The sequence below is a fragment of the Streptomyces sp. NPDC030798 genome (genome assembly GCF_055572275.1).
Window position 1 is genome coordinate 25,258 of the sequence record NZ_JBVIDR010000020.1, and the last position, 25,325, is coordinate 50,582.

Sequence of the window (25,325 nt, forward strand, 5' to 3'; positions counted from 1 at the left end):
CTCACAGTGGTGACACGAACGAGTCGCGCAGATCGCGCTTGAGGACCTTGCCTGCTGCGTTGCGCGGCAGGCGGTCCATGACGATCAGCCGCGTCGGCATCTCGTACTGGGCCAGGCGCTCCGTCAGGAACTGCCGAAGGTCGGGCAAGGCGGGCACGGTCGCACCCTCGCGAGGCACGATCGCCACTGCCACAGCGTTTCCGAGTACCGGATGCGGGATGCCCAGTACGGCAGCTTCCGCCAGATCGGGATGCTCGTACAATGCGGCCTCGACGTGCAGCGACGACACCTTGTCGGCACCGGACTTGATGACGTCCTGTTCGCGGTCCACCAGGTGCAGGTACGCGTCGTTGTCGAGCCAGCCGATGTCACCCATCCGAACCCATCCGGCTCTGAAGGTGGCTCGGTTTGCCTCACCGTCGCGGTGGTAATGACGCGGGAACGGGCAGCGCAGCCATACGTCGCCGACGTGGCCCACAGGCAGTGGCCGGCCTGCGGCGTCCCGGATCTCCACGCTGCCGTCAACGGCCCAGCCGACCGCATCAGGGCGCCGGGGGTCGAAAACCATACTGAGCTGCGCGGGCGCTCCCTCGGTCGACGTGTAGTAGTTGACGATCGTCGCATCCGGTAGGCGCCGCGCTAGCTCGCCGGCCACAGCAGGAGGCAATGCGGAGGCCGTGGAACCGAGGAGGACCACGTCCGGCAATGCCTGCTCGCCCAGCGCACCGGAGCGAATCAACTCAATCGCCATCGCCGGCACCACGAACACCGAGCCGACGTGGTGCTGCTGGGCCAGCCGCACGAACCTCTCCGGCGTGAACCGGGGCGAGACGAGGGCTGTCGGGTGGGCGTCCAGCGCGTTGATCAACATGGTCTGTGCGGCGTTGGTACCGATCGGGAAGGCGTGCAGGAAATGCCAGGAGTGGCCGAGACGGCGCCGACGGGGATGCGTGGCCGCACCGAAGGTCAGGTTCGCGTGGCTTGCCGCCACGCCCTTGGGACGTCCCGTCGTGCCGGAGGTGTAGATGATCTGGGCGAGGTCGTGCGGCCGTGGCTGTGCGCCGGCGGGGCAACTGCCGCCGCGTTCCACCTCGGCGATGGTCGCCGCCCAAGGAGGGCAATCCGGCGCGGACGTCCCCGTTGCATGCAACAGCCCCGTGGCCCCTGAGTGCGACACGATGTAGCGGACCTCTGCCTGTGCCAAACGCTCGGAGCACGGCACGGCCACTGCTCCGGCGCGCTGCACGCCGCAGTAGGCAATCGCAAATTCTGCCCAGTTGGCTGCACCGTAGTGCAGCACGACACGGTCACCACGACGCACATCACGGTCAAGTAGTCCGTTCGCGACAGCCGTTGCGCGGTCGTCCCACTCGCAGAACGTCAGGGCGTGGTGCCCCGGAGTCTCCATAGCCACTCGATCGCGGTCGATGGCGGCGCGCGAGGCAAGCAATTGCGGGACTGTTCGCGCGCCTGCCGCGACGAGGTCACTGATGTCTCGCTTGGTATTCGAAGCAGACATAGCCATCACCTGTTTCACTGACACCTCGGCTCAGCGGTGAAGAGACGCGGGGGTTCAGCCAGCCGCCCCGCTCACCGGTTGGAGTCTTCCACCAGTTGGGAGCGCTCTCTTGTCGTTGCGTGCCATGCCGCTGCCGAGGCGTGCCTCGAGTCCTCTCCCGATCTCGCGGGACCAAGCACGATTGGCATCGAGGTTTGCCGATGATGCCCTTGGCGGTGCGTTCAATGATGCGGCGGGCCACGGCGATATCACGGATACGCGACAGGCGCTGGCTGTGTCTCTTTCGTAGACGCCGTTTCGACGTGCGGAGGTGTGCAGGCTGCGCGCGTGGCTGCGGGAGAAACGTTCACGGTGGCGGTGGGCGCGCTGTCCTGAACCATCCGTGCGGGCGGAGCGCTGGCGACCTGTTCGCCGGTCACGGACCCCAAACGGTCGGGTCTCCGGCGACCCACTCGATCAGGTCTGAGGAGGCGATGTTGTCTTCGTCCCCCTGGTCCAGCCCGGCGCGGTAGAGGAAGACGATCACGTCCCAGAGGCCGTAGGCGCGGCCGACGGGTTCTTCGTGAATGTGGACCAACCGGCCGCCCTGGTCATCGGGCGGCTCGACGTCGGCAGGGCACGTGCGCTACTTCGCCCGACGCAGCAGCCCTGAGCCGGCCGGTGCCGCCTGATTCCCGAAGGCCCCGTTCCTCACGCAGCGCAGAGCGCCTCGTCAACCGCGGCGTGCGGGCCTGGCTCAGGGAGTGTCGCCGGAGTAGTGGAAGCGGCAGACGACTCCAGGGCCTGGTCTGCGCGGCTCGCCGGCGCCGGGGTCGTACAAGGCGCGGCCGCCTGGCCACCGCGACAACTCGGTGGCCAGGGCGACACCACCGTCGACTTGCTCCGCCGTCCAGCCGGTGATGTCCAGCAGCAGCCGTCCAGAGGCCCACCGACGAGCGTCGCGTAGGTCCGTGATGGGAGTGGGCCGGGGTTGGGGTCGTCGTGGTCGCAGCCGTAGACCCGGCCACGGCAGCAACTGCTCATCGCCGTTCATACCGAACATCGTTCCAGCCCCCACCGACAACGCCCCGTCCGCTGCCAGGACCGTGGATACCAAACGCGGTGAGCAGCGGGGAGCAGTCTGCTTCCATCACCGTGCCGGCCGCGCGATGATCTCGCGAGGCAGTGGCTCCACGCCCCCCCGACGCCCGGGCGACGGACTCCAGCACGGCCAGTCGCTGGCTGCACGATCCGCGGCCGCGGCGGAGTACCTGGGACACGGGCCGCGCGTCCTGGACCGAGTACACCGGCCGTACCACTGCCGCGATGTGACGGTGGGCCCGGCGCAGGGCCGCCATGCGGTGGGCCGGATCCAAGGCGCCGCTGGAGTGCCCCGAAGTCCCGATCCGCCCGACCAGCGAGGCGACATCGGGATGCCGCCAGTCGAGGATCGGTGTCGGGGCGACACTCCCCGCGTTTCCCGTGGCCGTCGCCCCGCCGGCGGTTCCCCTGCCGGCCGCGCCCGCGCGAACTCCGCCGCGCGGCATGAGAAGCGAACTCGTCATGACCGTGGCCCTCCCCGTCCGGCGTTCCTCGGTGACAACGCGTACGGTGGCAGGGTTTTTGGACACGTTCAACTGCGGTGGCGGTTCTTGCCGACCGTTTCGGGGCGCGCGGCGACAACAGCCGGCGATCCGGGGCATGAGCAGGAGTGATCTTCGTTGTCGCTGTCCAGGAGGAACTCGGCATGACCGCACCCGTGCACCCCCTACGACGCCGGGGCCGCGACCGGCGCTTCGATCTGCGCGCCACCGCCCTGTTCTTCCTCCTGCTCGCCATCATCCTGTGCGTCCTGGCGTTCGTGGTGCGCACGGCGGCGGGCATCGCGGAGCGCCGCCCGCTGTGGGCCGGCGCACTGGTGCTGTCCGGCGTGGCAATCGCCGTGCTGTGCCGGTCCCGATGGCGCCGCTTCTCCGCCGCGGCCTACGCGCGGCGGGCCGCCCGGGCGCTGGAGGAGGCGGCCGAGACGGCGTCCACCAGCCTGAGCGTCGCGTCCGCCGACGCGGCGGCCGAGACGGTGCCCGCGGGGACCGGCGTATCGGTGGACCCGCTCACCGGCGCCGCTCCGGCGGCCCCCGGCCGCGGCGAGGAGTACCCGCTCCCCGGGAGCACCCGGGCCGCCACCGTGCAACTGCGGCCAGAGGCCGAGCAGATGACCGAGCGGCTCACCGGCGTGATCGACTACGCCGAACTGGACCCCGACGGTTTCGAGCAGGCCATAGCCGACCTGTGCGTCCGTGACGCCTGCCGGGACGTGGTCGTCGAGGGAGGGCCCGGCGACCTGGGGGCGGACGTCAGGGCGGTCACCCCGGACGGGCGGCGGGTGATCATCCAGTGCAAGCAGTACTGCGAGACCAACAAGGTCGGATCGCAGGACATGCAGCGTTTCGGCGGTACGTGCTTCACCGTGCACGAGGCGGACGTCGCGGCGGTCGTCACGACGAGCGACTTCACCGAACCCGCCCTGGAGTACGCGCGCCAGTGCGACATCGTGTGCGTCAACGGCCAGGACCTGCAGGCATGGACGGACGGCACCGGACCGAGCCCCTGGGAACGGGCGGGCGCCGCCCCCTGACCCAGGGCGCGTCTCAGGAGCGGCGCCCGGGCACGGCGTCATGCCCGTGCCGGAAGCCGCTGTAGGCGGCCTCTCTGAGGTTGCTGAACCGTCCCGTCGGATGCAGCACCGGCAGGCGGTGGAGGTAGGGGTCGAAGGACTGCGTGGCCTGCTCCGGCGCCGGGGAGAGCGACGTGAGCGTGAGGGTGGCGACCGTGCGCCAGGGCTCGTCGGCGGCGGCCGCGCGCAGGTCGAAGCGCAGCGGCGCGCGGGCGAGCGCCTGACGCAGCGCGGGCAGAGAGGCCCCGATACGGCGCTGCGCGTCCGGTACCGGGAAGGCGGCCAGCACGCGGTCCCGCCGTCCCGCCCGGCAGGCCAGCAGGGTGGAGCAGGGGCCGCCGAGCGCGTCGAACCGCAGGAGGGGCAGGTGACGGCCCAGGCGGCCGGAGCCGCTGGAGGTCAGCAGCAGGTCAAGGGCGGTGCCGGCGCCGTCGGCGTCCTCGACCCGCAGCGCCAGGCCGAGGCCGTCCGGCCATCAGGGGGGCAGGCCCAGCGCGCGCGACCAGCGCGCCGTGACCGCGTAGGAGCCGGGCCGGTCCAGCCAGGGCACGCCCCACCGCGCGTCGGCCGTGCCCGGTACCCGGAGCCGTTCGGCGCACAGCACACCCCGGGGGTGCAGGGCCGGTGCCGAGCGCCGGGCCGCCACGCGCCGGGCGATCTCGTAAGCCGCCATCGGTGTCACCTGGGCCCCTTCCGCCGGGCGATCTCGTAAGCCGCCACCGGTGTCACCTGGGCCCCTTCCGCCGGCCGTCCGCGCCCCCGCGACGTCCCGTCAGGACCCCGGCAGACGGGCAGACGGTCCGGGACATCGCCCGCACCGCTGCGGACGCCATCCTCGGCATCCCGCTTCCCGCCCGCCCGCAACCCCGGCGCCGCCGGCCTGACCGACTCCGCCGAGGCATCGCGGTTGCTGACTGACCTGGCACTGTCGGATGGCCCGCCACCACACTCGCGAAGCGCTTGGACATCAACCCCGCACCGTTGGCGAAGTCCGCGACAAACGCCCCCGCCTCCGCCTCGACCTGGCGCTACGGATACGCCGCCTGCACCGCGACCTGATCAGCCTCGATCCGGCCGGCTACGGCATCCCGACAGCGCCCGCACCCGCGCCGCAGCCGCCCGACGCACCACGGCGACAGCCGCCTGTTCCAGGTAGCTCCAACACAATGTCGGACTGTCGTCGTTGACGTGCCGCACAGGGCTTTGACCTGCTTTCTCGTGAACTGCTCTCGGCCGGCGCACCGCCCGCTCCGCGGCAACCCGGCAGCAGACGACCCGCCGCAACGACCGCCGCTCGTGTGCAGCCGGTTCGGCAGCCCCGCCCGCACGCAGGCTCCGTTATGGGGCGCGGCCGCGCCGGGGGTCACCGCGTCCGGGCGCGGGCGCGGTGGTCGTGCAGCCGGTGGAGCAGAGGCATCCGTACTCGCCCAGTGGCCGTGTGCACGTCCTCGTCGGCAGGTCTACCACCAGTCGTCGAAGTCGTTGCGCACCCAGCCCTTGACGCCCTTGCCGGCGCCGGAGGTGACCCTGATGTAGTCCCAGGCGTACCCGGCGGCGCCATGAGCGTGTACGCAATCGTCTTCCTGATCCTGGTGGCCGTGTGGTGCTTCGCGGCCGCTACTTCGCCACCCGCCCCGTAGTCGCCAAGGCACTCAGCCGCTCGGGACACATCTTGCTCCCGCTGGTCCTGATCGCCATCGGACTGCTCATCCTCATCGAAGGCGGCGCCTTCGGCCTTTGACGCACCCGGGACCCGTCCCGTCCACAATTCCGGCCGGTGCCCGGTGCGGTTGCAGCGCCCGGTCAGCAAGTCCGTGGGACGGGAGGCGCAGCGGGGCTCTTCGGGGAGATCGTCCCGCCCGGCGGCGCGTGACGTGCGCAGGCGGTCTGCGGCGGCTCGGGCGGGCGTAGATGGGGTGGCACCTGCTGCCTTGAGCGATCCGTATGGAGCCGATGACGTGAGCCCCCGCACCGCCCCGACCCCGCCCGATGAGGACCCGGCCATCGGCCGGCAGCCGTCCTCTCCCCGGGCCGATACACACGCGGCCGTCGCCGAGCTACCCGCCGACCTGTCCGGCGGAGTCCTCGCGTGAGACCCGCCGTGCCGTGGTCACGCTCGCTGCTCACCCTGCCCGCCGAGGTCGGTGACCGCACTCGGCCGCCACCGACGGGGGACCGTCGAGCTGCCCGGTGGCACGGTGGAACCGGGTGAGTCGCTGGAGGAGACGGTCGTGCGCGAACTGGCCGAGGAGACCGGTCTGCACGCGGACCCTGCCGACGTGCGCCTGCTGGGCATGCTCCTGGACCAGGCCGGCGGAATCGTCCGGATCACTTTCGGCGCGCTCGTCACACGGTGGCGCGGCGAACCCGCCGACCAGCCGGGCGAGCCGGTTGGCGACTGGAGGTGGTGGCGGCTGGACGCCCTGCCGCCGGGCCTGTTCGACTGCAGCGCCCAGATCCTCACCGCCTGGCGCCCCGAGCTGCCCATCGACCATCCGCCCGCTTCATCCCCTTCGCAAAGCCGCATGGCGCGGGTCAGGACGTTGCCGGTCCGGTCGGGACGTAGCCGCCCGGTCCACAGGCGTCGACGAGCGCCTTCGGCGGTATTTGTTCCAGGCGATGTCGGACGCGGGCGTGGGTGTAGAGGTCGATGGCATCCGTGAGGTGGTCCCAGTCGTGGGCGTCGAGCCTTGGGGGCGCAGGACCGGGACGCTATAGCCTCCGCCCGTGACCAACCACCGTGGCCAGAGCGATGAACTTGTGCTCGCCGGGATTCCCGCTACCAAGAGATCTTGGACAGCACGGACTGGGCTTCGCTCGAGCCCCCCGCGGAGCGGGCGAACTCCTGCCGGCTGTACTGGCACGCCTTCTGCACGTGAACCTTGTAGTCAGGGCCGCGGCCGTCGTGGACGCGCTTCGGGCAGTGACCCACCAGAGCACCATCTACGAAGCCACCGTGCCCCCTCCCTCGCCCTGGCGGTGTGGCCGGAGCGGCTCAGTTCCGGCTTTTGATGTCCCACAAGGTCCGCTCGATGGGGCCTGAGGCGAGATCGACGAATCCGTATCGGCTCACCAGCTCCCGTTGATCTTCCCCGGACAACTCGCTGTTGCCGTTGTCGCCCTTTCGCGTGACGCTCGACTGCACAGATGCACCGTGCGTTCCGAACGTCCAATAGATGATGACGAAACGCGCCTCCCTGATATTTTCATCGATCGCGTTGTTCTCGTGCAGCCGGGCACGGTAGACGAGGGAGTCCAGGCCCTTCTTCTGTTGAGCCTTAACCCACTTCGGGACGTTCTTGCCTCTCCAAGAGGTCGCCACGAACGAGATCGGTGGATCCAGCACGACCTGGTCCTTACGCGCAAGGCTCGCGGTGGCATAGAAGGCCACCTGGTCGTACCGAGTACCCACGGGTAGTTGTATCACCATGCGCGTCGTGAAGGCGTCGTTCGGTTCAATCCAGTTTCCGGGCTGCATCCAGGGTTTTGCCTCCACCAATTCGCCGGCCTGGTGAATCTCTCTGCGGGAGAGCGGGTTCATCTCCCCCGTGGAGTGGGCAATCTGCTCAGCATCGGTTCGCCATTGCTGGCGGAGGCGGTCCCTGGGACTAAGCCGCACCTGTTCCCCCATGGCATGGACTTCGGTACCGAGCACATAGAACCCCACGTCGGCGTGGTTCTGAATCGTGATGTTAACTGGTACGGAGAACGCCTTCCCGTCCTTTCTCAACACGGCCTTCTCCACATCCAACGTGATCACCGGCCTTGCCTCACGCCGGTACGGCAAGTAGAGATTCTGATAGCCGAAATTGGCGACGGCGAGGGCCGAGGAAGCCACCACCGCAGCGGCCACCCGCTTAGGAGCAGGGATTGTGACCGATGTCCGCCACACGGTGAAGAGAGACCATGTCGCCCCAGCCGTGAGTTGCACCGAACAGCACGGGCGCAGGTTCAAGGTAGCAGCGGAGCCGTACTTCGGGCCGGCCTCGTTCGCGCGTCGTGTGCTCCGCTGTTGCCGTCGCCCACCGGTCGGTGAGCAGTTGTTGGAAGGCCAGGGCGGTGCCGTCGCCACTGCCGCACTCCGACACGATCTCCCTAACTGCGGCTGCCTGGTTGCCTGTCCCGATCCAGTCGTCGACCAACAGCGCCCGCCGCTCAATGGCCGCGTGCTGGGGAGCCCGTACGATCGTGGAGCGACCGCGACGACCCATTCCAGGTCGCCTTCGGCGTCGGCCTCGGTGAGCAGGGCGGTGAAAACGTTCTCCCAGGTGTGCCGTCGGCTCCCCACCTGTGCAGCCGGTTGTGGGCGCCCTTCCACGAACCGAAGCGCCGGGGCAGGTCCATCCACGGCGTCACGGTGCGGTACTTGAACGCGATCGCGTCGATCACCTGCCGGTGATCACGCCACCGCCCAACCCGCTTCGGCGTCCGATCCGGTAACAACGGCTCGATGCGCGTCCACTGGGCATCAGTCAACGACACACATCAACCAACGATCACATGACCTGAAGGAAACGGCCTAGTTCAGTCGATGTCTACACCACCGGCCGTGCTCCGCGCTGGAAAAACTACGATCTATCCATTAAACCTGGCAGTAGCAATCAGACTTGGCGGATGGTCAGTAAGGGGCTCCTGAAAGTCGCGGTGAGGCAGAATAGTGCAGTCTGTTGCGATACCGGTCGGACGCCGCCCTAAGCGCCTGAGTCCCGGAGCCCGTGACTCCGTGACTCTCGGGAGCGTGTCGTCGAGCTCGGATTAGCCTGCGGGGCGGCGCTCACCGTGGATGGGGGTCGTACGCCCCACGGGCGGTTCGTCGCACGCCTCCTCGTACCATGCCGACGCCGACCAGGAGCGCAAGCCGACAGCGGGGTGAAGCAGGGCGATGTACGTGGTGCCCCGCCGACCAGGAGCAGAAGGCGCGGTACGCAGGTCGAGCCCGTTCCCGTTGTTCACCGGCCAGCCGCCTTATGGGCGGCGAACATCTTCTGCCCAGGAAGGGCCTCTTGTGACTCTCTCAGAACTAGCTACGCCCGCCGATCCCCGTAACTGGCCCCGGGCTTGCCGAAGGTCGCCACAGTTTCCGCCTACAGCCCGATCCCGAACGCGATCGCGATAGGGGCGAAATCCGTTGCGTAGCCGCGCATCCCGTCGCCACCCCAGTGCAGGGCGACGATCTCGTTGCTCTCGTTCACCACCACCGACCCGGAGTCCCCGGACCGCGACCACACCCCCTGCGGATTCAGCCCGAGGTCGGGGATCATCACGATCGACACCTGGCCGAGCAGCATCCAGCGCTCGCTGCCGTCGTGGTTGTGTGCCTTGTAGGCGCCGAGCGTGCCCTCGACCACCCCGTGCGAGACCCCGGTGCGATACCCGCGTTTACGGACGACCGAACCGATCCGCGGCGAGGAGATGGCGGTCGCGACACCGATGTCGGCGATCCGTCCGACCTCCACCGTACGCGCGGCGTCGACCGAGCACAGCGCGGCGTCGAAGAAGCCGGAGACGAGACCGCCGGGGAACAGCGATGGGGTGTCAGGCGCCAGACACTGGTGGAGCGAGCCGAGCCGTTCGATCGTCGGTGCCGGATCGGTCTGCGGCGCCGGCTGCTGGATCGCATCACCGACCGCACCGCAGATGACGTGGGCGTTGCTGACCACGACCGGCAACCCTGCCGGGTCGCGGAACACGCAACCTAGCGTGCCCGCGTGGACGTTTCCGCCCACAATCGCCGCGGACCCGAGCTGGATTCCGCCCATGATCGGATCGCTGCCCGGCATCCCGTAGGTCTTCTGGTCCGGAATCCCGGCCTGCTCCAGTTGCGGTGTGCCGGCGACGAGGATGTACGCGAATCCCCCGATGGAGTCCGGCAGCCCCCCGGGTGGGTCGTCCGGATTGTTCACCAGGAGTCGCAGCGTGTATACGTCGGCCTCATCGACCCCGACGTCGATACCGTTCACACCTTCAAGCTGCAGTAGGCCGAAGGCGTTTTCGTTGAGCGCGGCCGCCATCTCGGCCGGTACCTCGTCCGCGGGCATGTGGGTACTCCTGCCGGTCTAGACGAACTCGTTGGCGATCAACTTGTGCAGGTCGTCGGCACGCCCCGCGATCACGCGCAGCTGGCCGCGTTCATCAACCTCCGCGTCCTCAACCCCGAACACGCCCACTGGCGGCGCGGCATCGAGGCCGCGATCCTCTACCACCGGCTGCATGGAGACCTGCGCGTGCCCTTCACCTACCGCGTCCCGGGCTGTGACGACCAAGCGGTGGAGGCCGAGGGATGGCCGGCCGCACTCGCCGACTTCCCTCTGGGGCAGTGCGCTTGGTCACCTGGAGAGTGCTTCTTTCCTTGCGGCTGACAGGACCCTCGACAAGTCCCATCGTTGAAGGTCAGACGCACTCTCCACTTATTTGATCAAGCCTTGGACGGGCTCACTTGTGAAAGCCCGAGGCTAATCCACAGGATTGCCCACGTTGTCATCCCCGTAAGTATGCGTTAGGACGACACCACCGGTAGGTGTCCACTCCAGCAGGTACCCAAGCTGGAAACGGTTCCATCGGTGGTTCGACGGCCCGGATTCGTCCGAGGTTGGGTAGCCGATCTGGCTGCGTTCCCAGCCCATGCTCGCCCACTTGTCGCGAATCGCCCCGTGCACTTCCCATGCTCCTGTGTCCGGGGTCCAGTAGATCGAACCGTTCTCGAAGTGGTTGTAGCGGCCGACCCCGTCCGGGCACCCCATCTCATCCGTGATCGGATATCCCAGGAACCTCTCGGCACCCAACTTGGCCCAGTGGTCACGGATGGCACCGTGCACTTCGTGCGCCCCCGTCTGCGGCGACCAATCGATCGTGCCGTTCTCGAAGTCGCGCGAGCGCCCGCGCCCGTCGGGGTTCGGACCCTCGTCGGTGCCGGCCCCGGCATCCGCCGGAGCCCCGATCCAGGGGATCGTAGCCCACTTATCATCTATGGCAGTCATGTGGTCCACCTTCCGTTGATCTCTTTCGGGAGAGCTCCCGTCCCATGAACTGAAAGCCGCCGAGCCCAACGCCAGTGGACTGACGTGGCCTCAGCCCCCCAGTCCGGTGGATTGTTTCCCAATTGATGATCGACGATGTGTTCGTACCGAAGGAGGTCGGATTGAATCCGCAACGGAAGTTGATGAAGGACTCTACCCCTTGGAGATTCTTTTCGGAGTAAGCCGAGCAGGGGTAGGCGCATACGTCCACAGAACGGATGCAGTTATCCCCATTCAGGAATTGCCTGCGAGGGACCGAAGACAGGTCGGCTATATGAAACGCAGGGCGGATGCGAAGTCTCTGCCCTCAGCACTGTTGGTGCTGGTGCGTCATCCGGAAGGCAGCCGATCGAACGTTCTTCCATACGCCACCGCAGTTCGGCATCGTCTTCCATCTTCCGTGCCTCAGCCAGCATGTCCTGACGGTTGGTGAAAGCGGCAAGGGCGAAATACGCGTCGTGACGCGTTAGGTTCCCGTTCATCGGGGGCTTACTTCACCTCGCGCGAAGCGGTCAAAACCTCTGTACATCTAGCGTACGCTTCCCCGTTCTGCTCGTCGATTCGACGCATCTTGTCCTGCCGCTGCGTCCGGGTCTTGGTGTCTAGTACTCCAGCTGTAGATCGCGATCTTCGTCGTGCGGGTGGCTACGGCGGGCTGGCGCGTAGGGTGCCGGGATGATCGCGATGCCACAGGAGTTCGCACAGAGCACCGTCGACCGCGAGGGGGAAGCCGGGGCGGCGTGGCTCGCCGAGCTGCCTGGGATCGTGGGGGAATTGCTGGGGCGCTGGGAGTGCGTCCCGGAGGGCGAGGTCATGCACGGCGGCGTCGGCGTCATCGTTCCGGTACGGCGGCGGGCTGAGGAGAGCGCCGTGCTGAAGGTGTTCCGCATCCCGGCAACGTCCATGAGCCGGATGCGTTCGTCGCGTGGGGCGGGTGCGGCGCCGTCCGGCTGCGTGAGCGCGACGACGAGCGGTTCGCGACGCTGCTGGAGCGGGTTCAGCCGTCGACCCTGGCGGAGGTCGAGGACGGCGACGAGGTGGTGACGGTCGCCGGGCGGCTCAATCGCCGCCTGGCCATCCCCGCACCGCCCGGCCCTGCCCCGGCTGCGTCAGCAGGCCGATGCCTGGGAGGAGCAGATGTGCAAGAAGCCGAAGAGCTGCCGCATGCACTGCCGCGTCAGGTGCTGGATGCTGCCGTGGCGACCGTTCGGGAGCTGGGCCGGCACCAGCCGGACACCCTCATCCACGGTGACCTCCACGCCCGGAACGTCCTGCGTGCCGGCCGGGAGCCGTGGCTGGCTGTCGACCCCAAGGGCTACGCGGGAGATCCCGCCTACGACGGCGGCACACTGCTGAAGTCCCGCGCGCTGACGCTCCTCGAAGCGGATGACCCGCACAAGGCTGTCCACCGCGTCTTGGACGTCTTCGCCGAGGCCGCGGAACTCGACCGTGAACGCGTCCAGCGGTGGGCCCAGTTCCATGCGTCCAGGCAGCATTCTGGGGCCGCCGCCACGGCTTTCGTATCGTCCGCAGTGGACCACGGCTGGACTGGCTCACCGAATTCACCGACTGCCTGGCGGAGTTGCTCACCGAACGCTCGTAGAGCGTGATGGTGCCGGCCGGGTCCGGCGGGTGGACGAGTGCGGCCACCGTTGATCATCGTGAGCTGTGTAGACTGACGACGAGATGGTTGCCGCAGGTCACAGCATAGATCCCGCCCGGTGGCGGGAGGCGTTCGAGGTGGCCATGGGCCGGATCGCGGGCCGGTTCGCTCGGTACGAACCCCGCCTGAGGGCCGGGCGGCTGGTGCTGGGTCTGCTGTCGGACCTGCCTCGCAAGAATTGCTGGACGATGCCACTGCGCGTACCGAACTCACGGTCGTGGCCGGAGACTTCAATCTGCCGAGCAGCTCATCGCTCTATGCGCGCCTGGTCCGCGGCGCCTGGCGGGATCCGTTCGCGACGGCCGACGCGCCCACCTTCCACGCCCATGTCCTGCCGCCCGGCGCGAGCGCACACCGCGTCGACTACCTGCTGGTCCGAGCCGACCCGACCCGTTACCCCGTCACCTCGGCGGAGTCGATGTTCACCGACGAAGTGCCCTTCCCGGACGGTCGCGGCGGGCTGCTGTCGGACCACATGGCCCAGCGGATCGGCATCGGCCTGCCTGCCCGCTTCTCACCTTAGCGCCACAGCCGCAGGTCCCCCCACACACTCATGCCCAGGGGCAGGGGCCACAGGACGACCATAAAGAACAACAGCATGACGACAACCACGGGAAGTCCTGAGGCTCCGTCCGGCGCCCGCTCCATCATGGTCGGGGCGACGTCCTTGAAGAGCCAGTACAGCCGCTTAGCCTCGATCGAGCCGTACACCAACCAGGCGCACTGCCCTATCAGCAGATACACCACGAACCATTCGCCGGCACTCCGTAGGCTGCTCGCGGGGGTTGATCCTGCCACGAGCAAGCGAGCTCGCCGACGGAACACGGCATGAGAAGTGGACCGGTCGGACGGCACGGTGGGGGAACCGCCTCGGACGAGAGGTGATCGCCGTAGACGATCGCCCGTCCTTCGGTGGGACCGACGGCACCTCCTCGCTGCGGGCCGGCCTGTGCCCGACTCTGGCCTCAGACCGCGAACGACCTGCGCGGCCCGGTCGGTAGGCTCTGGCCGTGCTCACCGTGGCTTCGTGGAATGTCCTGCACCGCGTTCACGCGGACAACTGGCCCGACGGCGGCCTCCCGCCCTGGCCGGACGAGGCCGAGCGCGTCGCCGCCGTCGCGGCCCGGCTGACGCAACGCCGTGAAGACGTCGTCGCCGTCCAGGAGGCCAGCGGTGACCTGCTGGCCGCCGTACGGCGGGCCGGGCCGGCGGGCGCCTTGTTCAGCTTGGAATTGCCCCGCGTGCCGCGCCCCCGTCAGGGTGTGCTGACCTTGGCCGATCCCCGCGAGTACCTCTTCCTCCTCGTGCGGGGACAAGCGCGCCAGGTCACCGCCGAGCCCTTCGCGGCGGATCCCGGCAAAGGACTGATTGCCGTCGCCGTGTCGGGAACCCTCGTCGTGTGCACCCACCTGAGCGGCGACGGTCGCCGCACCGACCAGCTTGTCCGCCTCCGGGAACTCGCCGACGGCTGGACGGGACCGGTCGTGCTGCTGGGTGACTTCAACACCGACCGTGACGTCGTCGCCGCCGGACTCGGCACGGGTTTCCACGTCAGCGATCTCCACGATCGGGTGCCGACACGACCACGGCGATCGGGCACCAAGTCGCAGTTCATCGACCACGTCGCCGTCCGCCGTGCCGTACTCCTGGATGCCACGGTCGAGGAGATGAGCGGGCTCTCCGACCACAATCTGGTCAGCGCCGTCGTCTCCTTCCCCTCCTCCCGCCGGGCCGGTCGGCGCACCGGTGCGGCACCGTGACCGTCCGGCTCGCCGCACCGGGCAAGCTCATGCCTGGGCTGTGGTCGCCTGGCCGACCGGGCGCTGACGCCGGGACGCGGCCGGTGTGGCCGGCTTCCGCGGCCCTGGAGCGATGTGACGAGTGGGAGTTGACTTTTGGCCGCGTCCTGCGGGCTGTACGGGAGAGAGGTGTGGGTCTGGTCGAGGTGTGGTGTGGTGGGGGGCCGAAGGTACCTATGGTGAGGGTTCACCACTAGCCATGTGCGTATGAACGGTTCTGGGGGAATGTGTCGGAGTCGGTTGCGGATGCGTGGTGGGCGGATCCCGGGCTCCTGGTCGACGGTGACCCGGAACACCTGTGGGGGCTGCTGGACACGGGAACGGAGCTCGATGCCAGGCTGGTGGCGGCGTTCTACCGGGCCTCGGCGCATCTTCACAAGGACGCCGGGCCGGGGGTACGGCGGCAGTTGCTGGCCTTGGACGCCGCTCGTTACGGGGACCGGGAACTGTCGGCACGGATCAGCGCGGTGCCGGCGGAGGAGGAGCCCGAGCCGCGCTGGCGGGTGCGGTGGGCGACCGGTTCCCTGGTCGCCCACCGGTTCCGGTATGCCCTGACCGCCTCCGGCGGCGTTCGCAAGCTGGTGACGGGGGTGGTGGACGGCCGTCCCGTCGCCGTCAGCGGCAGCGACGACAAGATGATGCGGGAGTGGGACCTGGGTACCGGCCGGCCCATCGGCGAGCCTTTCCCCGACCTCACCGACCATGAGTGGGGAAGACGTCGAGGGTCATTCACTGCGGCCCTGACGCGGACACCGGCGTCCAACAGCTGATGGTGAAGGTGTGGGACCAGCGCACCCGCCGGCCCGCAGGCGAACCCTTCTACGACCGCACCGGCACGATGTGCACCGCGGCGCCGGCGGAGGTGGAGGGCCGCCAGGTCGCCGTCACCGGCGCCGTCGACGGGGCGGTGCGGGTGTGGGACCTGGCCACCGGCCGGCCCGCCGGCGCACCTCTTCGCGTCGGCAGCCCGGTGTCGGCGGTGGCGACGGCGGTGGTGAACGGCCGCGCCGTCGCAGTCGCCGGTATCTACGACCGGGCGGTACGGGTGTGGGATCTGGCCACCGGCCGACAACTGGGCGCGGAACTGGCGTTCCCCTCTGTCGTGGTAGCCGTGGCGATGGTGCCGGACGGCAGGATGGTGGTGGGGTTCGGCCACGAGGTCGCGGTCCTTTCACCCTGCTGAAGCCGGACGAACCACGGTGAACGCAAGGACGTACGGGGGACGTTCTCTTGCGGGCACCGCACGCTCCTGTCCGGGTCGCCGGTGATGGCGTGGGCCGGGTTCCGCAGGCAGGCGCTGTCCCCGCAGTCGTCGGAAGGTGGCGTACGCGGCTCAGAGGGCACTGCTTGCGCTGCAGAGCCGGCGTTGCCTGCGAAGTTCGGCGACGTCGGCGTCCGGCAGGGTGAGCGCGTGGTCGAAATCCGCGAGCGCCATGGCCGTCCGGCCGTCGGCCAGGTGGGCCAGGCCCCGGTTGAGCAGGATGTCGGGGTCGTCGCCGACGACGTCGAGAGCCACGGACAGATCCGCGACGGCCCTGCCGGGGTGCGCCTGCCGGTAGTGCACGACGGCACGGTTGACCAGCGCGGCCGGGTAGTGCGGGTCCCTCGCGAGCGCACCGTCGAAGGCGGTCAGGGCCTCGTCCAGCTTGTCGCGCTCCAGGAGAACGGTGCCTTTCAGGCAGAGCAGCTGGACTTCACCGGGATGGAGGTCCAGGCCCGTGTCGGCGTCGGCCTCGGCGCCGTCCAGGTCGCCCGTCTCCAGGAGGAGCTCGGCCCTGGCCACCCGCGTTTCCAGGTCGCCGGGTTCCATCTCCAGCACCAGGGTGAAGTCCTCGAGGGCTCCCTGGTGGTCGCCGGTCTGCGCTCGGGCCGTGCCGCGGTTGTAGTACAGCTCGGGGAACGGCGGGGCGAGTTGCACAGCTCGGTCGTAGTCCGCCAGAGCGGCTTTGAAGTCGCCGCGATCGCGTGCGATCCTGGCCCGTTCCGACAGGTAGTCCGTGTAGTACGGGTCGAGGTCGACGAGACGTGAGTAGTCGGCGTGAGCCTCGTCGGGCCGGCCCAGGGCGACAAGAAGACGAGCCCGGTTGTAGAGCAGCTGGGAGCGGTGCAGCACCCATCGGTCCTCGTCCAGAGCGCCGTCCAGGCGGCTGATGCAGGACTCCACGAGGTCCAGGGCCCGCTCGGGGTTGCCGCGGTGCATCTCCACGAGGGCCAGGCCGTTGTCGTGGAAGACGCTGTAGGTCAGGCGTTCCGCCGGATCCGGCAGGATGCCGGCGATGGCGACCGCGTTGTGCTGCCATTGCACGGCCAGTTCGTGGTCCCGCGGTCGCAGGAACCGGGTGTGCAGCATGGCGATCGCGTAACTGGTCATCATGTGGATCTTGGGATCGGTGAAGCGGCGCAGCAGGTCTTGGTAGAGCTCGAGGGACTGCTCAAGGCGTCCGATCGGAATGCATGCCGCTGCCGCCTCGCGGGTGAACTCCCAGTAGTCGTGTTCATGGGTGAGAGGGTCGCTCAGGCCGCGGCCGCGCAGGCCGAGGTCGACCACGGCAGTGGAGAACCCCCTTGCCACCGCATGGCGCTGGGCGGCCAGCAGGGCGGTTCGCCCTGCCCCTGAGGGGTCGCTGCCGTGTTCGCGATGGTGGGCCAGGGCTGCCAGCCGAACGCCCCATGTGGCGTTCCGCTCCAGTGCGTCGGCGCGCCGGTCGTGCAGGCGTGCGACCGTGTGCGGATCCGCATGCTGATAGGCGCGTACCGCACGCGGGTCGTCGTCGGTGCAGTCGCCGTCCACGTAGCTGGTCGCCCATTCGAGGGCGGTCCGCTGTTCGGCAGGTCGTCCCTCGGCGCCAGGTGGGGCCGGCAGTGTCGTTGCGGCGTCGAGCGCGGACTCGAGCTCGTCGGTCAGCGGGTCGGCGGTCGCCGACACCACGACCCGCAGCACGCGCGCATCGGCCCTGCGCACGAGCAGAGCCAGCAGTTCCTTCGTGGTCGCTTCCGCGGCGTGGACCTCCTCGAACGCGATCTCCAGGGCAGGGGCGGCGGCCTCGGTCGCGGTTGCCGCCCCGGCGTGGACACGCTGCGCGTACTCGAGGAGGAAGGTCACGATTCCCTGGTTCATGCAGCGGATCCAGCCGGCGCCGAAGAAGCGCGTGCGCTCCTCGTAGGGGGCTTCGTCGGCCAGGGTGCGCGGCGGCGGGCCGATGATCTGCGCCAGCTCGGGCATCCCGTACAGGAGCGCCATGCGGTGGGTCTCGACGAGGTCCGGCCAGCGCCGATGGGCCTCGGGGAGGACAGCGCGCAGTACGGTGTCCACGCCGGTGTAGGGGCCGCGCAGTCGCTGGTGGCAGCGGGCCGTCAGGGCCTTGTCCGTCTGGGCCGCGATGACACGGAGGCGGTCTGCGCGCCTCTCGCCCACGATCCGTAAATGGCGCGTCATGCGAGTTCGACCTCCGGGGACGACGACGTCGGGGAAAGCGGGGGCTTGTTGTTCCGGCGCTTCCTCCGGGACAGGACCACGAGCGCGACGATCTGGGCGACGTTCATGCACAGCGACAGCGCGGCGTCCCAGAAGGACGTACCGAATTCCCCGGAGCCGATCGCCCGTGCGGCGATGCGGGCGTACTGGACGGTCACGGGGACGCTGACGAAAAGGGTGATTCCGACGAGTGCGCAGTAGCCCAGCACGATGAAGGGACCGTAGAAGGTGCCGACGCGGCGGTCGCGTGGCGTCCATCCCTCCTCGTCGACGATGCGATCCGGGCGCTTGAACAGGCGCCACAGGCGGTTTTTCAGCAGGGCCATGGCTGCGTCATGCAGGTCGTAGCAGTTCCAGGCGGTGGCCGCCACGTAGTAGAGGTCGGTACGCAGATAGAGTTGGAACTGCCAGAGCATCCGGACCGCGACGGTGAACGCCAGGGCGAGACAGAGTCGTCCGGTGAATGAAAAAGTACCGTCCGGATTGCGCGTCGCCTCCGCGACGAGTCCGAACGAAGTGAAAACAACTCCGTCGCACACTATACCGGCGAGAAACGGAAGGTAGCGTTTCTTCCGAGGAACGCTCAACAGCCCATTGATCTGGGTTTCGGCGACGATGTACGTCAGGCGATTGCTCACACTCAGACGCGTCGGAAGGCCCAGTCGGCGGCCGGCGAGTATGTGGAAGCCCTCGTGCAGCAGCAGGAGGGGCACCTGCCCGAGAGTGATGACGAGCTGGACCACCAGGAGAGAATGCACGAAGAACAGTTGCGACGGGTGCGGGACGAGGTCCTGGTGCCTGGTCGCGACCCACGCCCATCCGCCGACGGCGGCCGCGTACAGCCCCCACGCCGGGAGGGAGAACAGCGCGCGGCCGAGCCCGCGCAGCCGTACGGGCGTCGGCGATCCGGGCGGGCCCTGTTGGCCGCTTTCGCGTACGAAGCCGAGGTCGCGCAGGGTGGAGACGAAGTCGTCGAGGTCCACGTCCTCGTCGAACGTGGCTTCGTACCAGTCGGCCGCGGCACTCAGGGGCATGCCCTCGGTCAACTGTTCCAACAGCTCAGCTCCGTCAGTCGGGAACACCGCGTAGGACCCGGTGTCCACACGGCCGACCACGACCTCGTCGCCTTCGCGAACGAAACTCAGTTCGTGGAACACAAGGCCGTCGTCGACCACGGATCCTCCTGAAAGAAGCGGCGCCGGATGCGCTCGGGTGTGCCGGACGACGGCACACCCGAGCGCAAGCTATTGCGGTGGTACAGCGGCGAACCGTTACGCCTGCACGGAGTACGGGCACTGACAGGCGGCAGACGTCAGCCGCACGTCGCCGGTGCGGCGCACCGCGATCTTCTTGGAGCCTGCCTTCTTGCGCATGGCGACAGTCGACTTCATTGCGAGTCCCTTCTCAGCGGGATGCACACCGACCGGCGGTCGGCGGCATCAAAACTGGGTCAGGCGTCCAGTGGAGTCAAGGTTCTTTTCCCGCCAAGCAGCGCCGGCATTTCCGCGCGGCGGGCAACGCTCCAATGAGAAAGCGTTTTCCAGTCGAAGTGCGACGGGAGAAATCGCCGAGACGCACTGATTCCGTTGACTGCTTCGCCAGGACATCGTTGCCAAACGGCACGCCTGACCCTCCCTCGCACTTCAGGGCACCCCGGCCCCGGTTGCGGAAACAGTAAAACCGAACCCGGTTCCAACGATGCGGAACATCCTGCGCCACATTCCGGTTGTTCCGAATGTGCGTGACCCACCCGGGCGGCAAATCCAACGGAACGCAAATCAATGCGAGCGACGCTGGGACAACCCCGTCGATCCTGCCTGCGTCTCGTCCCCGCGCAGGGCGATGCGGCCGCCCGTGTGAAACCTTGCCAGCAAACTGTGACAGCGGTCTCCCGTTCCTCCGCTTTGCGCCGGTGTCCGCCCCTGCCTCAGGTTTCTCCGCCGATCTCCTCCGTTCCGCACCGGACGGCACGGCATCCCCGAAGGAGCTGGCCCCTGCGGCCCCGGCGAGCCCCACGGGAGCCGGTGGGAGGGAGGGGAAGCGATGAGTCGCCCCCGAAGCAGTCCTCATCGGGCCGTACCACGGCCGGGTTCCCACCGGAGGATCAGCACAGCCACCATCACACGGACTACCGAGGTCTGCTCTGCCACCCGGACCGTCAGCCAGCGGGACTTCTTCGTGCACGCCTCCGTCCGGTCGGCTCCTCACGACGGTTTCGGACGGTGGCTCCCCCCCGATCCCGCCGCTCCCACGCAGGGCGAGGAGCGTTCTGCGCCGGTTCGGTGGGCGGTACGGCGTCGCCACCGCCTCAGCAGCCCCCTGCTGTTCCGCGTCCGGAAACTGCCGTTCGGGTGCTGGGAGTGGCCAGGCTCGGGCGCAGTGCGCCTAGCCGGGACCGAGCCTTGGCTTCGCCGATCGACTCTTCGAGCTGGCCCTTGGTGGCGAGTCCGTCGGTGCCCGCGTCATGCATCGTGCGCCTCGCCGCCACCCGGCCCGGGTACCCCAACCCGTGCCGGCCGCCACGGCGAGGAAGGGTGGATAGAAGGCGAAGGGCCCGCCCGCCCCCGGACCCTGCCGGGTACATGTCCTGCGGTTGCAGCGGATGGGCCAGCAGGACGGAGATGGCGGCCGCCGTCTCGTTCCACGACGCCCTGGCGGGGGCGGCATGCGCGAGTGGACCGGAGACGACGGCGGCCACCCAGGCCCACAAGGTGAGTGATACTGCAGTGATGCCCAGGGCGATCCACCAGGCGTCCTTTCAGACGTCGTCTCATGTGAAGTGCTGGGTAGTCTGCCCGTGTGGTGATGGTCGAGCGCATGGTGCCGGACGAGTTGTGGGACTGTTCGAGCGGTAGTCCCACCTACTCCATCGCGGCCGCAGGGCGGCGGCCGGCGCCGGTACGGGGATCGCGAGGTGCTGGCCGCGATCTTCTTCGTGGCACAGGCTGCACCTGGCGGCAGTTGCCGGCGGTCTTCGGCCCCTCGGGGCCGACCGCGCACCGCCGCTTCACCGAGTGGACCGCCGCCCGGGTCTGGGCGAAGCTGCACCGCCTCATCCTCGACGAGCTGGGTTCGCGCGGAGATCTGGGCTGGTCGCGGTGCCGCGATCGACTCGGTGAACATGCGGGCCCTGAAAGGGAGGACCTGACAGGTCCGAATCCTGTGGACCGGGCAAGAAGGGCCCGAAGATCCACTTGATAACCGAGCGGACCGGTTTACCCCTCTCGATTCTCGATCGGGATCTCTGGCGCCAACCTGCACGACAGCCAGGCACTCGAGCCGCTCGTGCGCGGCATCCCGCCGATCCGCTCCCGCCGCGGACCGCGCCGCCGCCGGCCCGCCAAGCTGCCTGCGGACGAGGGCTACGACCACGACCACCTGCGCCGTTGGCTGCGCAAGCGAGGCATCCGGCACCGCATCGCCCGCAAAGGCATCGAGTCCTCAACCCGGCTCGGCCGGCACCGATGGAAGATCGAGCGCACGATGTCCTGGCTGGGCGGCTGCCGCCGCCTGAACCGCCGTTACGAACGCAAGGCCGAACACTTCCTGGCCTTCACCGCCATCGCCTGCAACCTTATCTGCTACCGCAGACTCGCCACATGAGACGACGTCTGAGGGCTGTCCCGCAAATGATCTACGGGATGCTGGTTGAACAGCGTCGATTGCCGGTTACCCCGGCGAGGATGAGGTTGTGGAGACGGGCGATGCCGATCACGGCGTGGTGGACGCCGTCGCCCTTGAGGCGGCAGTCGCGGAGGTTCTTCCAGGTTCATGCGGGCGAAGGTGTGCTCGACGCGGGTGCGGACCTTGCAGTGTGAGCGGTTGTGCTCCTGGCGCGAGCTGGCGCAGGGTCAGGTTGGTGCGCCAGTACACGGCGACCAGCAGGACCCGGTCCTCCAGCGGCAGACTCCACGGCCGGCCCTTGCGCACCGGGTCCGCACACTCGCGCCGCAGTGCGGTCACCAGCGTGCCGAACAGGCGAGGGCTCAGCCCGGTGAACGGGCTGTCTTACCGAACCTTGAGCGGCGCTTCTCACAAGCCCGGGTGACCTGAGTCAGTCGAAGAGGGCAACAAGTCCATTCACCCAGATCGCGAGGAACCCAAGGGCCACCACCAGGCAGCCTACGCCCGCCAGCACACCGCCGACCGTCCACGGCTGGGAGGGCGCCTCGCACTCCCCTTCCAAGTCATTCCGGTAGGAGGCGGGGTCCTCCCAGTCGACGGGGTGCCCCAATTCCTCGGCGCAGGCGGTCCGCACCGCGACCAGCTGCTCCTCCGCGAAAGCGGTGGCGGCCTTCGCCTCGGGGCCCTGCCAGGCGAGGGCTTTCATCCGCCACCCGGGAGACCCGTACCGCGCCTCAAAGGCAGCGGTTTCGTCGGCGTTGCGGTCCTCTTCGAGGTACATCCAGCGTCCAGCCTCGGCGGCGTCGCCGTAGAGCCGGTACACCTCGGCCAGACGACGGCGGAGCGTCAAGTCGTGTGGGAAGGACGAGACGAGGCCGCGCAGGCGCTGGCGCGCGACGGGAACCCGGCCGGCAGCCAGGTCTGCATCGACTCGGGCAAGGGTCTCTCTCAGGGGCATGAACGCATGATCGGGTACCGCACTGACCTGCGTCGACCTGGTTTCGCCGCTCAGTACTTGCTGGCCACGTGGTGTACCACACGTGGAAGTGTGTTCCTGAGGGGCAAGCCATACCTTATCGGCAGGTTGCCCATATGATCAGGCGTGAGGAAGTGCCGCAGCCGGAGTCGCCGAGGGCCACTCCGCCCCACCGCACTCACAGGCGCCCTCCACCCTCGCACGGCGGAAGGACAAGCCCGCTCACCATGGCCGAAACCCCCGACGACGTCCCCGGGATAGCCAGCGAGGGCCACTTCGCGGCATTCGTCCGCAGATATCAACCCCTCGACCTGTTCGCCCGGTTCCTCGGCAACCCGTTCGAGCTTCTGTGCGGCCAGGCCCAGTGCGCCCTCGAAGCGCACGATCCCGGGACCGTGCTGGAACGACTGGCGATCACCGGCCCGCCGTATCCACTCGCGGACACCCACTTCGACTGGGACGACCCGGTGCCGGAGACCCGGTACATCATCACCCGGGTCGCCCTGTTCGCCCCCGTCACTCTCAGGGTGTGGACCCCCGCCGCCGGCACTCACGTCCTGCAGGGCGCACTCACATGCGTCATCGCCAACCTCAACCAGCCCGAAGACGACCGCATGGTGCGGTCCTGGCTCGACCTGGACGAGCACACCCCGAGCCGCCTCCTGAAGCCCGACAGCGACCTGCTCCGCAGCCGCCTGTTCAGCGTCGGCGAATGGCTCCCCACCGACTACCCGCACGGATCCCCCGAACGCGAGGGCCGGAGCACGACCTGACGTGTCCCTCCGGAGTGAGGCTCGCGGCTCGGTCTCAAGCGGCGGGGCCTTGCTGCGCTCACCATTCAGCAGAACTCCGGGGCGCAGAACTCCACGCCCTCGCGGTCGACGTGGTAGCCGGGCCGCTCGTAGCCGTGAACCCAGCGGCTCTGCCGAGGCAGCCCGTAGCGGTCCCGCGCTCGCGGATGGCGCCCTCCATCTCGTCGGCGGTGAGCTGGGCGCCGTGTGCCGGCCCGAACGCGATCTCCCATCAACGTGCCGTGGGGGCAGGCTGCCGTTCGCGGTACACCGGAAAGCGGGGGACGTGAGCAGCGTGAAGCTGGGCAAGGAGTGGTGGCGGACCGTACGGTACGCCATCGGCGAGGAGCGCCGGACGGGTCGCCTGATCGGCATCCTGGTGACGGTGGGTGCCTTCATGGCACTGCTGATCATCCTGAGTCATGGGTTCTCCGTGACGGTCGGCTGAAGCACACGCGGTGGCCAGGCGCGCGCCTGAGCACCATCGGCGGCACACCACTCAGGAGGGCCCCAGTCGAGGCGACCGGGGCCCTCCGTTCGCGATGTCGTCACCAGCTGACCGACCACCGGCCACCGGGCGCTCCCGCAGGGTGCCGCGGTCGGTTCGTTTCGTTCATTGGAGGCGGCGGGGTGGTTCCACCTACGCGGCTCCCGCCTTGGCCTCTGCCCGCCGTTGTGCCAGCCGGTGAACGTTGCCGTGCCTGACATCCCTTTGATCACTGGCACTGGCATGGCTCAGGTGATGCCATTCTCGGCCTCAGTTCGCATTCAACGCCCCGGATGCCGAGCAGAACGAACGAACCGCGACAGGTCACGGCGTCGTGCGTAGCGTGTCCCGGTCTCGTACTTCAGATGAATGGTGATCATGCCTGCATGATGCCGTGTGACGGTTCGGACTTCGTGAGCAGGACCAGGCGTCACGCGGACGTGCTCGAGGTGAGTCTTTCGCAGGCCGCGGTAGCGGGCGCGTCTCATGCCGGTGACCGCGACGGCCTGGTGGATGGTTCCGTCGACGCCAGCGCGGGCGGCGTACTTGGCGCGCCACTGCTCGTCGGTCTGCTCGGCTCGAGCGTGGTCGAGAGCTTCTTGCCGATCGCGGGGTTGCAGGGAGAAAGACGGCCGTACGACGGGTCAGTCGGCAAGGCCCGTAGGAATGAGCACGCTGACCCGGCGGCCGACGGGGCTCTGGCGGACGCGGACCTCACTGGTCAAGAGTTTGACGATGGTGAGACCCCGGCCGTGCTCGTCGGGATCGTCGTCATGCGGGCGTCGTGACCCGGCCGGGCTGCCGGCGTCCGTCACGCAGATCCGCAGGGCCCCGGCGCCGAGAGACAGATGAATCGTCATGTCGCGGTGACCGTGCTCGGCGGCGTTGGCGGCGAGTTCACCGACGACGAGTTCGGCGGCTGCCAGGTCGGGGGGCGGCAGCTGCCAGTGAGCCAGGGCCGCTGTGACGCTGCGGCGTGCCACCGGGACCCAGCGGACCTCGGCCGGAAGCGCCAGGACCGCACGGCGGTCGGGTGCGGTCCGTGCGCCGCGGGGAGGGGCCGGCCCTGTCCGGGCGGAAGTGATAGCGGAGCAGGGATCGGGACGTCCCGCCGCGGTCGGGGTGGGGTTGGCTCCTGCCGCGCTTGGGTGTGTGGCGTCGGGAAGAGCTCTGGTGCTCATCGTCGGTCCCCGTGGCTGGCTTGTAGTGGAACGCGGTGCTCGACGGCCCTCTCGTATGCCCTTCCGTCACGGGGTGCAGGGGCAACACCCCGTGACGGAAGGGCGGCCGGACACTCCTGTCCAGCCCCATCCTCGCCACCG

26 protein-coding genes and 5 pseudogenes are annotated in these 25,325 nt (G+C 68.7%); 13 read left to right on the plus strand and 18 right to left on the minus strand.

Features of this window, described 5'->3' with window-relative positions:
* Nucleotide 1: 1 nt before the first annotated feature.
* The 3 genes and pseudogenes from ACZ404_RS33740 to ACZ404_RS33750 form a co-directional block, all read right to left on the minus strand.
* Nucleotides 2–1,519 carry a class I adenylate-forming enzyme family protein gene (locus ACZ404_RS33740; RefSeq protein WP_468446657.1) on the minus strand — a complete coding sequence of 506 codons (1,518 nt, stop codon included), beginning with the start codon at nt 1,517–1,519 and terminating at the stop codon, nt 2–4.
* A gap of 415 nt (nt 1,520–1,934) precedes the next feature.
* On the minus strand, nt 1,935–2,096 hold the full coding sequence (locus ACZ404_RS33745) for a hypothetical protein (protein WP_468446659.1): 162 nt from the start codon (nt 2,094–2,096) through the stop codon (nt 1,935–1,937).
* A 159-nt stretch (nt 2,097–2,255) separates the two neighbouring features.
* Nucleotides 2,256–2,552 (minus strand): annotated as a pseudogene (locus ACZ404_RS33750) (hypothetical protein).
* A gap of 693 nt (nt 2,553–3,245) precedes the next feature.
* Here ACZ404_RS33750 and ACZ404_RS33755 point away from each other — a divergent pair.
* Nucleotides 3,246–4,133: a restriction endonuclease gene (locus ACZ404_RS33755; RefSeq protein WP_468446661.1), complete on the plus strand. Its 888-nt coding sequence runs from the start codon at nt 3,246–3,248 to the stop codon at nt 4,131–4,133.
* 13 nt (nt 4,134–4,146) lie between these two features.
* Here ACZ404_RS33755 and ACZ404_RS33760 read toward each other — a convergent pair whose 3' ends face one another.
* Both ACZ404_RS33760 and ACZ404_RS33765 read right to left on the minus strand, forming a co-directional pair.
* Nucleotides 4,147–4,461, minus strand: a complete 315-nt coding sequence (locus ACZ404_RS33760) for a hypothetical protein (protein ID WP_468446663.1) — start codon at nt 4,459–4,461, stop codon at nt 4,147–4,149.
* Nucleotides 4,462–4,647: 186 nt separating this feature from the next.
* Nucleotides 4,648–4,845 (minus strand): hypothetical protein, encoded by a 198-nt coding sequence (locus ACZ404_RS33765; protein ID WP_468446665.1) that lies wholly within the window; start codon nt 4,843–4,845, stop codon nt 4,648–4,650.
* Between the two features lie 927 nt (nt 4,846–5,772).
* Here ACZ404_RS33765 and ACZ404_RS33770 point away from each other — a divergent pair.
* From ACZ404_RS33770 to ACZ404_RS33780, 3 genes and pseudogenes are all read left to right on the plus strand, one after another.
* A complete protein-coding gene (locus ACZ404_RS33770) occupies nt 5,773–5,913 on the plus strand; it encodes a hypothetical protein (RefSeq protein WP_468446667.1) in 141 nt (46 codons plus the stop codon).
* A gap of 217 nt (nt 5,914–6,130) precedes the next feature.
* Nucleotides 6,131–6,265, plus strand: a complete 135-nt coding sequence (locus ACZ404_RS33775; RefSeq protein WP_468446669.1) for a hypothetical protein — start codon at nt 6,131–6,133, stop codon at nt 6,263–6,265.
* Nucleotides 6,266–6,325: 60 nt separating this feature from the next.
* Nucleotides 6,326–6,676: pseudogene (locus ACZ404_RS33780) on the plus strand (NUDIX domain-containing protein); the annotation flags it as partial.
* 491 nt (nt 6,677–7,167) lie between these two features.
* On the opposite strand, the gene ACZ404_RS33785 reads toward ACZ404_RS33780, so the two are convergent.
* The 6 genes from ACZ404_RS33785 to ACZ404_RS33810 form a co-directional block, all read right to left on the minus strand.
* Nucleotides 7,168–8,025: a hypothetical protein gene (locus ACZ404_RS33785; RefSeq protein ID WP_468446671.1), complete on the minus strand. Its 858-nt coding sequence runs from the start codon at nt 8,023–8,025 to the stop codon at nt 7,168–7,170.
* Between the two features lie 4 nt (nt 8,026–8,029).
* The gene (locus tag ACZ404_RS33790; protein WP_468446673.1) at nt 8,030–8,383 is read right to left on the minus strand and encodes a DUF6207 family protein; all 354 of its coding nucleotides are present in this window, start codon (nt 8,381–8,383) and stop codon (nt 8,030–8,032) included.
* On the minus strand, nt 8,328–8,654 hold the full coding sequence (locus ACZ404_RS33795) for a transposase (protein WP_468446675.1): 327 nt from the start codon (nt 8,652–8,654) through the stop codon (nt 8,328–8,330). Before ACZ404_RS33795 ends, ACZ404_RS33790 begins: the two co-directional genes overlap by 56 nt.
* Nucleotides 8,655–9,256: 602 nt before the next feature.
* The gene (locus ACZ404_RS33800) at nt 9,257–10,210 is read right to left on the minus strand and encodes a hypothetical protein (RefSeq protein WP_468446677.1); all 954 of its coding nucleotides are present in this window, start codon (nt 10,208–10,210) and stop codon (nt 9,257–9,259) included.
* Between the two features lie 18 nt (nt 10,211–10,228).
* Nucleotides 10,229–10,435, minus strand: a complete 207-nt coding sequence (locus ACZ404_RS33805; protein WP_468446679.1) for a hypothetical protein — start codon at nt 10,433–10,435, stop codon at nt 10,229–10,231.
* Between the two features lie 189 nt (nt 10,436–10,624).
* A complete protein-coding gene (locus tag ACZ404_RS33810; protein ID WP_468446681.1) occupies nt 10,625–11,149 on the minus strand; it encodes an LGFP repeat-containing protein in 525 nt (174 codons plus the stop codon).
* A gap of 989 nt (nt 11,150–12,138) precedes the next feature.
* On the opposite strand from ACZ404_RS33810, the gene ACZ404_RS33815 reads away from it, so the two are divergent.
* The 3 genes and pseudogenes from ACZ404_RS33815 (at nt 12,139) to ACZ404_RS33825 (ending at nt 13,374) form a co-directional block, all read left to right on the plus strand.
* Complete coding sequence (locus tag ACZ404_RS33815) at nt 12,139–12,798, plus strand: aminoglycoside phosphotransferase family protein (RefSeq protein WP_468446840.1); 660 nt, start codon at nt 12,139–12,141, stop codon at nt 12,796–12,798.
* A 76-nt stretch (nt 12,799–12,874) separates the two neighbouring features.
* Nucleotides 12,875–13,042, plus strand: a pseudogene (locus ACZ404_RS33820) (IS701 family transposase); the annotation flags it as partial.
* Nucleotides 13,043–13,068: 26 nt separating this feature from the next.
* Nucleotides 13,069–13,374 (plus strand): hypothetical protein, encoded by a 306-nt coding sequence (locus ACZ404_RS33825; RefSeq protein ID WP_468446850.1) that lies wholly within the window; start codon nt 13,069–13,071, stop codon nt 13,372–13,374.
* Here ACZ404_RS33825 and ACZ404_RS33830 read toward each other — a convergent pair.
* Nucleotides 13,371–13,598 (minus strand): hypothetical protein, encoded by a 228-nt coding sequence (locus ACZ404_RS33830; protein ID WP_468446852.1) that lies wholly within the window; start codon nt 13,596–13,598, stop codon nt 13,371–13,373. The genes ACZ404_RS33825 and ACZ404_RS33830 overlap by 4 nt on opposite strands.
* Nucleotides 13,599–13,861: 263 nt before the next feature.
* Between ACZ404_RS33830 and ACZ404_RS33835 the strand changes: the two genes are divergently transcribed.
* From ACZ404_RS33835 to ACZ404_RS33845, 3 genes are all read left to right on the plus strand, one after another.
* Complete coding sequence (locus tag ACZ404_RS33835; protein WP_468446683.1) at nt 13,862–14,611, plus strand: endonuclease/exonuclease/phosphatase family protein; 750 nt, start codon at nt 13,862–13,864, stop codon at nt 14,609–14,611.
* Between the two features lie 266 nt (nt 14,612–14,877).
* Nucleotides 14,878–15,420 carry a hypothetical protein gene (locus tag ACZ404_RS33840; RefSeq protein WP_468446685.1) on the plus strand — a complete coding sequence of 181 codons (543 nt, stop codon included), beginning with the start codon at nt 14,878–14,880 and terminating at the stop codon, nt 15,418–15,420.
* Nucleotides 15,420–15,833, plus strand: coding sequence for a WD40 repeat domain-containing protein (locus tag ACZ404_RS33845; protein ID WP_468446687.1), 414 nt, complete (start codon nt 15,420–15,422; stop codon nt 15,831–15,833). Before ACZ404_RS33840 ends, ACZ404_RS33845 begins: the two co-directional genes overlap by 1 nt.
* Before the next feature lie 150 nt (nt 15,834–15,983).
* On the opposite strand, the gene ACZ404_RS33850 is transcribed toward ACZ404_RS33845, so the two are convergent.
* Complete coding sequence (locus ACZ404_RS33850; protein ID WP_468446689.1) at nt 15,984–18,086, minus strand: tetratricopeptide repeat protein; 2,103 nt, start codon at nt 18,084–18,086, stop codon at nt 15,984–15,986.
* Nucleotides 18,083–19,300: a hypothetical protein gene (locus tag ACZ404_RS33855; RefSeq protein WP_468446691.1), complete on the minus strand. Its 1,218-nt coding sequence runs from the start codon at nt 19,298–19,300 to the stop codon at nt 18,083–18,085. Before ACZ404_RS33855 ends, ACZ404_RS33850 begins: the two co-directional genes overlap by 4 nt.
* 1,630 nt (nt 19,301–20,930) lie before the next feature.
* Here ACZ404_RS33855 and ACZ404_RS33860 point away from each other — a divergent pair.
* Nucleotides 20,931–21,728 (plus strand): annotated as a pseudogene (locus tag ACZ404_RS33860) (IS5 family transposase).
* Nucleotides 21,729–21,759: 31 nt separating this feature from the next.
* Here ACZ404_RS33860 and ACZ404_RS33865 read toward each other — a convergent pair.
* Both ACZ404_RS33865 and ACZ404_RS33870 read right to left on the minus strand, forming a co-directional pair.
* Nucleotides 21,760–22,115: pseudogene (locus ACZ404_RS33865) on the minus strand (transposase family protein).
* 64 nt (nt 22,116–22,179) lie between these two features.
* Entirely contained in the window at nt 22,180–22,707 is a 528-nt protein-coding gene (locus ACZ404_RS33870) for a DUF6584 family protein (protein ID WP_468446693.1), read from the minus strand.
* 245 nt (nt 22,708–22,952) lie between these two features.
* On the opposite strand from ACZ404_RS33870, the gene ACZ404_RS33875 reads away from it, so the two are divergent.
* The gene (locus ACZ404_RS33875; protein WP_468446694.1) at nt 22,953–23,498 is read left to right on the plus strand and encodes a hypothetical protein; all 546 of its coding nucleotides are present in this window, start codon (nt 22,953–22,955) and stop codon (nt 23,496–23,498) included.
* A gap of 304 nt (nt 23,499–23,802) precedes the next feature.
* Nucleotides 23,803–23,964, plus strand: a complete 162-nt coding sequence (locus ACZ404_RS33880; RefSeq protein ID WP_468446696.1) for a hypothetical protein — start codon at nt 23,803–23,805, stop codon at nt 23,962–23,964.
* A 320-nt stretch (nt 23,965–24,284) separates the two neighbouring features.
* Here ACZ404_RS33880 and ACZ404_RS33885 read toward each other — a convergent pair whose 3' ends face one another.
* Nucleotides 24,285–24,623 carry a transposase gene (locus ACZ404_RS33885; protein WP_468446842.1) on the minus strand — a complete coding sequence of 113 codons (339 nt, stop codon included), beginning with the start codon at nt 24,621–24,623 and terminating at the stop codon, nt 24,285–24,287.
* Nucleotides 24,624–24,647: 24 nt separating this feature from the next.
* Nucleotides 24,648–25,184, minus strand: a complete 537-nt coding sequence (locus tag ACZ404_RS33890; protein ID WP_468446698.1) for an ATP-binding protein — start codon at nt 25,182–25,184, stop codon at nt 24,648–24,650.
* Nucleotides 25,185–25,325: the final 141 nt, after the last annotated feature.

Coding starts and splice junctions, on each gene's coding strand:
- ACZ404_RS33740 (WP_468446657.1), bottom strand. CDS start 1,519: ATGTCTGCTTCGAATACCAAGCGAGACATCAGTGACCTCGTCGCGGCA.
- ACZ404_RS33755 (WP_468446661.1), top strand. CDS start 3,246: ATGACCGCACCCGTGCACCCCCTACGACGCCGGGGCCGCGACCGGCGC.
- ACZ404_RS33765 (WP_468446665.1), bottom strand. CDS start 4,845: ATGGCGGCTTACGAGATCGCCCGGCGCGTGGCGGCCCGGCGCTCGGCA.
- ACZ404_RS33790 (WP_468446673.1), bottom strand. CDS start 8,383: ATGGGTCGTCGCGGTCGCTCCACGATCGTACGGGCTCCCCAGCACGCG.
- ACZ404_RS33800 (WP_468446677.1), bottom strand. CDS start 10,210: ATGCCCGCGGACGAGGTACCGGCCGAGATGGCGGCCGCGCTCAACGAA.
- ACZ404_RS33810 (WP_468446681.1), bottom strand. CDS start 11,149: ATGACTGCCATAGATGATAAGTGGGCTACGATCCCCTGGATCGGGGCT.
- ACZ404_RS33845 (WP_468446687.1), top strand. CDS start 15,420: ATGGTGAAGGTGTGGGACCAGCGCACCCGCCGGCCCGCAGGCGAACCC.
- ACZ404_RS33850 (WP_468446689.1), bottom strand. CDS start 18,086: ATGACGCGCCATTTACGGATCGTGGGCGAGAGGCGCGCAGACCGCCTC.
- ACZ404_RS33870 (WP_468446693.1), bottom strand. CDS start 22,707: ATGCCCCTGAGAGAGACCCTTGCCCGAGTCGATGCAGACCTGGCTGCC.
- ACZ404_RS33875 (WP_468446694.1), top strand. CDS start 22,953: ATGGCCGAAACCCCCGACGACGTCCCCGGGATAGCCAGCGAGGGCCAC.
- ACZ404_RS33890 (WP_468446698.1), bottom strand. CDS start 25,184: ATGAGCACCAGAGCTCTTCCCGACGCCACACACCCAAGCGCGGCAGGA.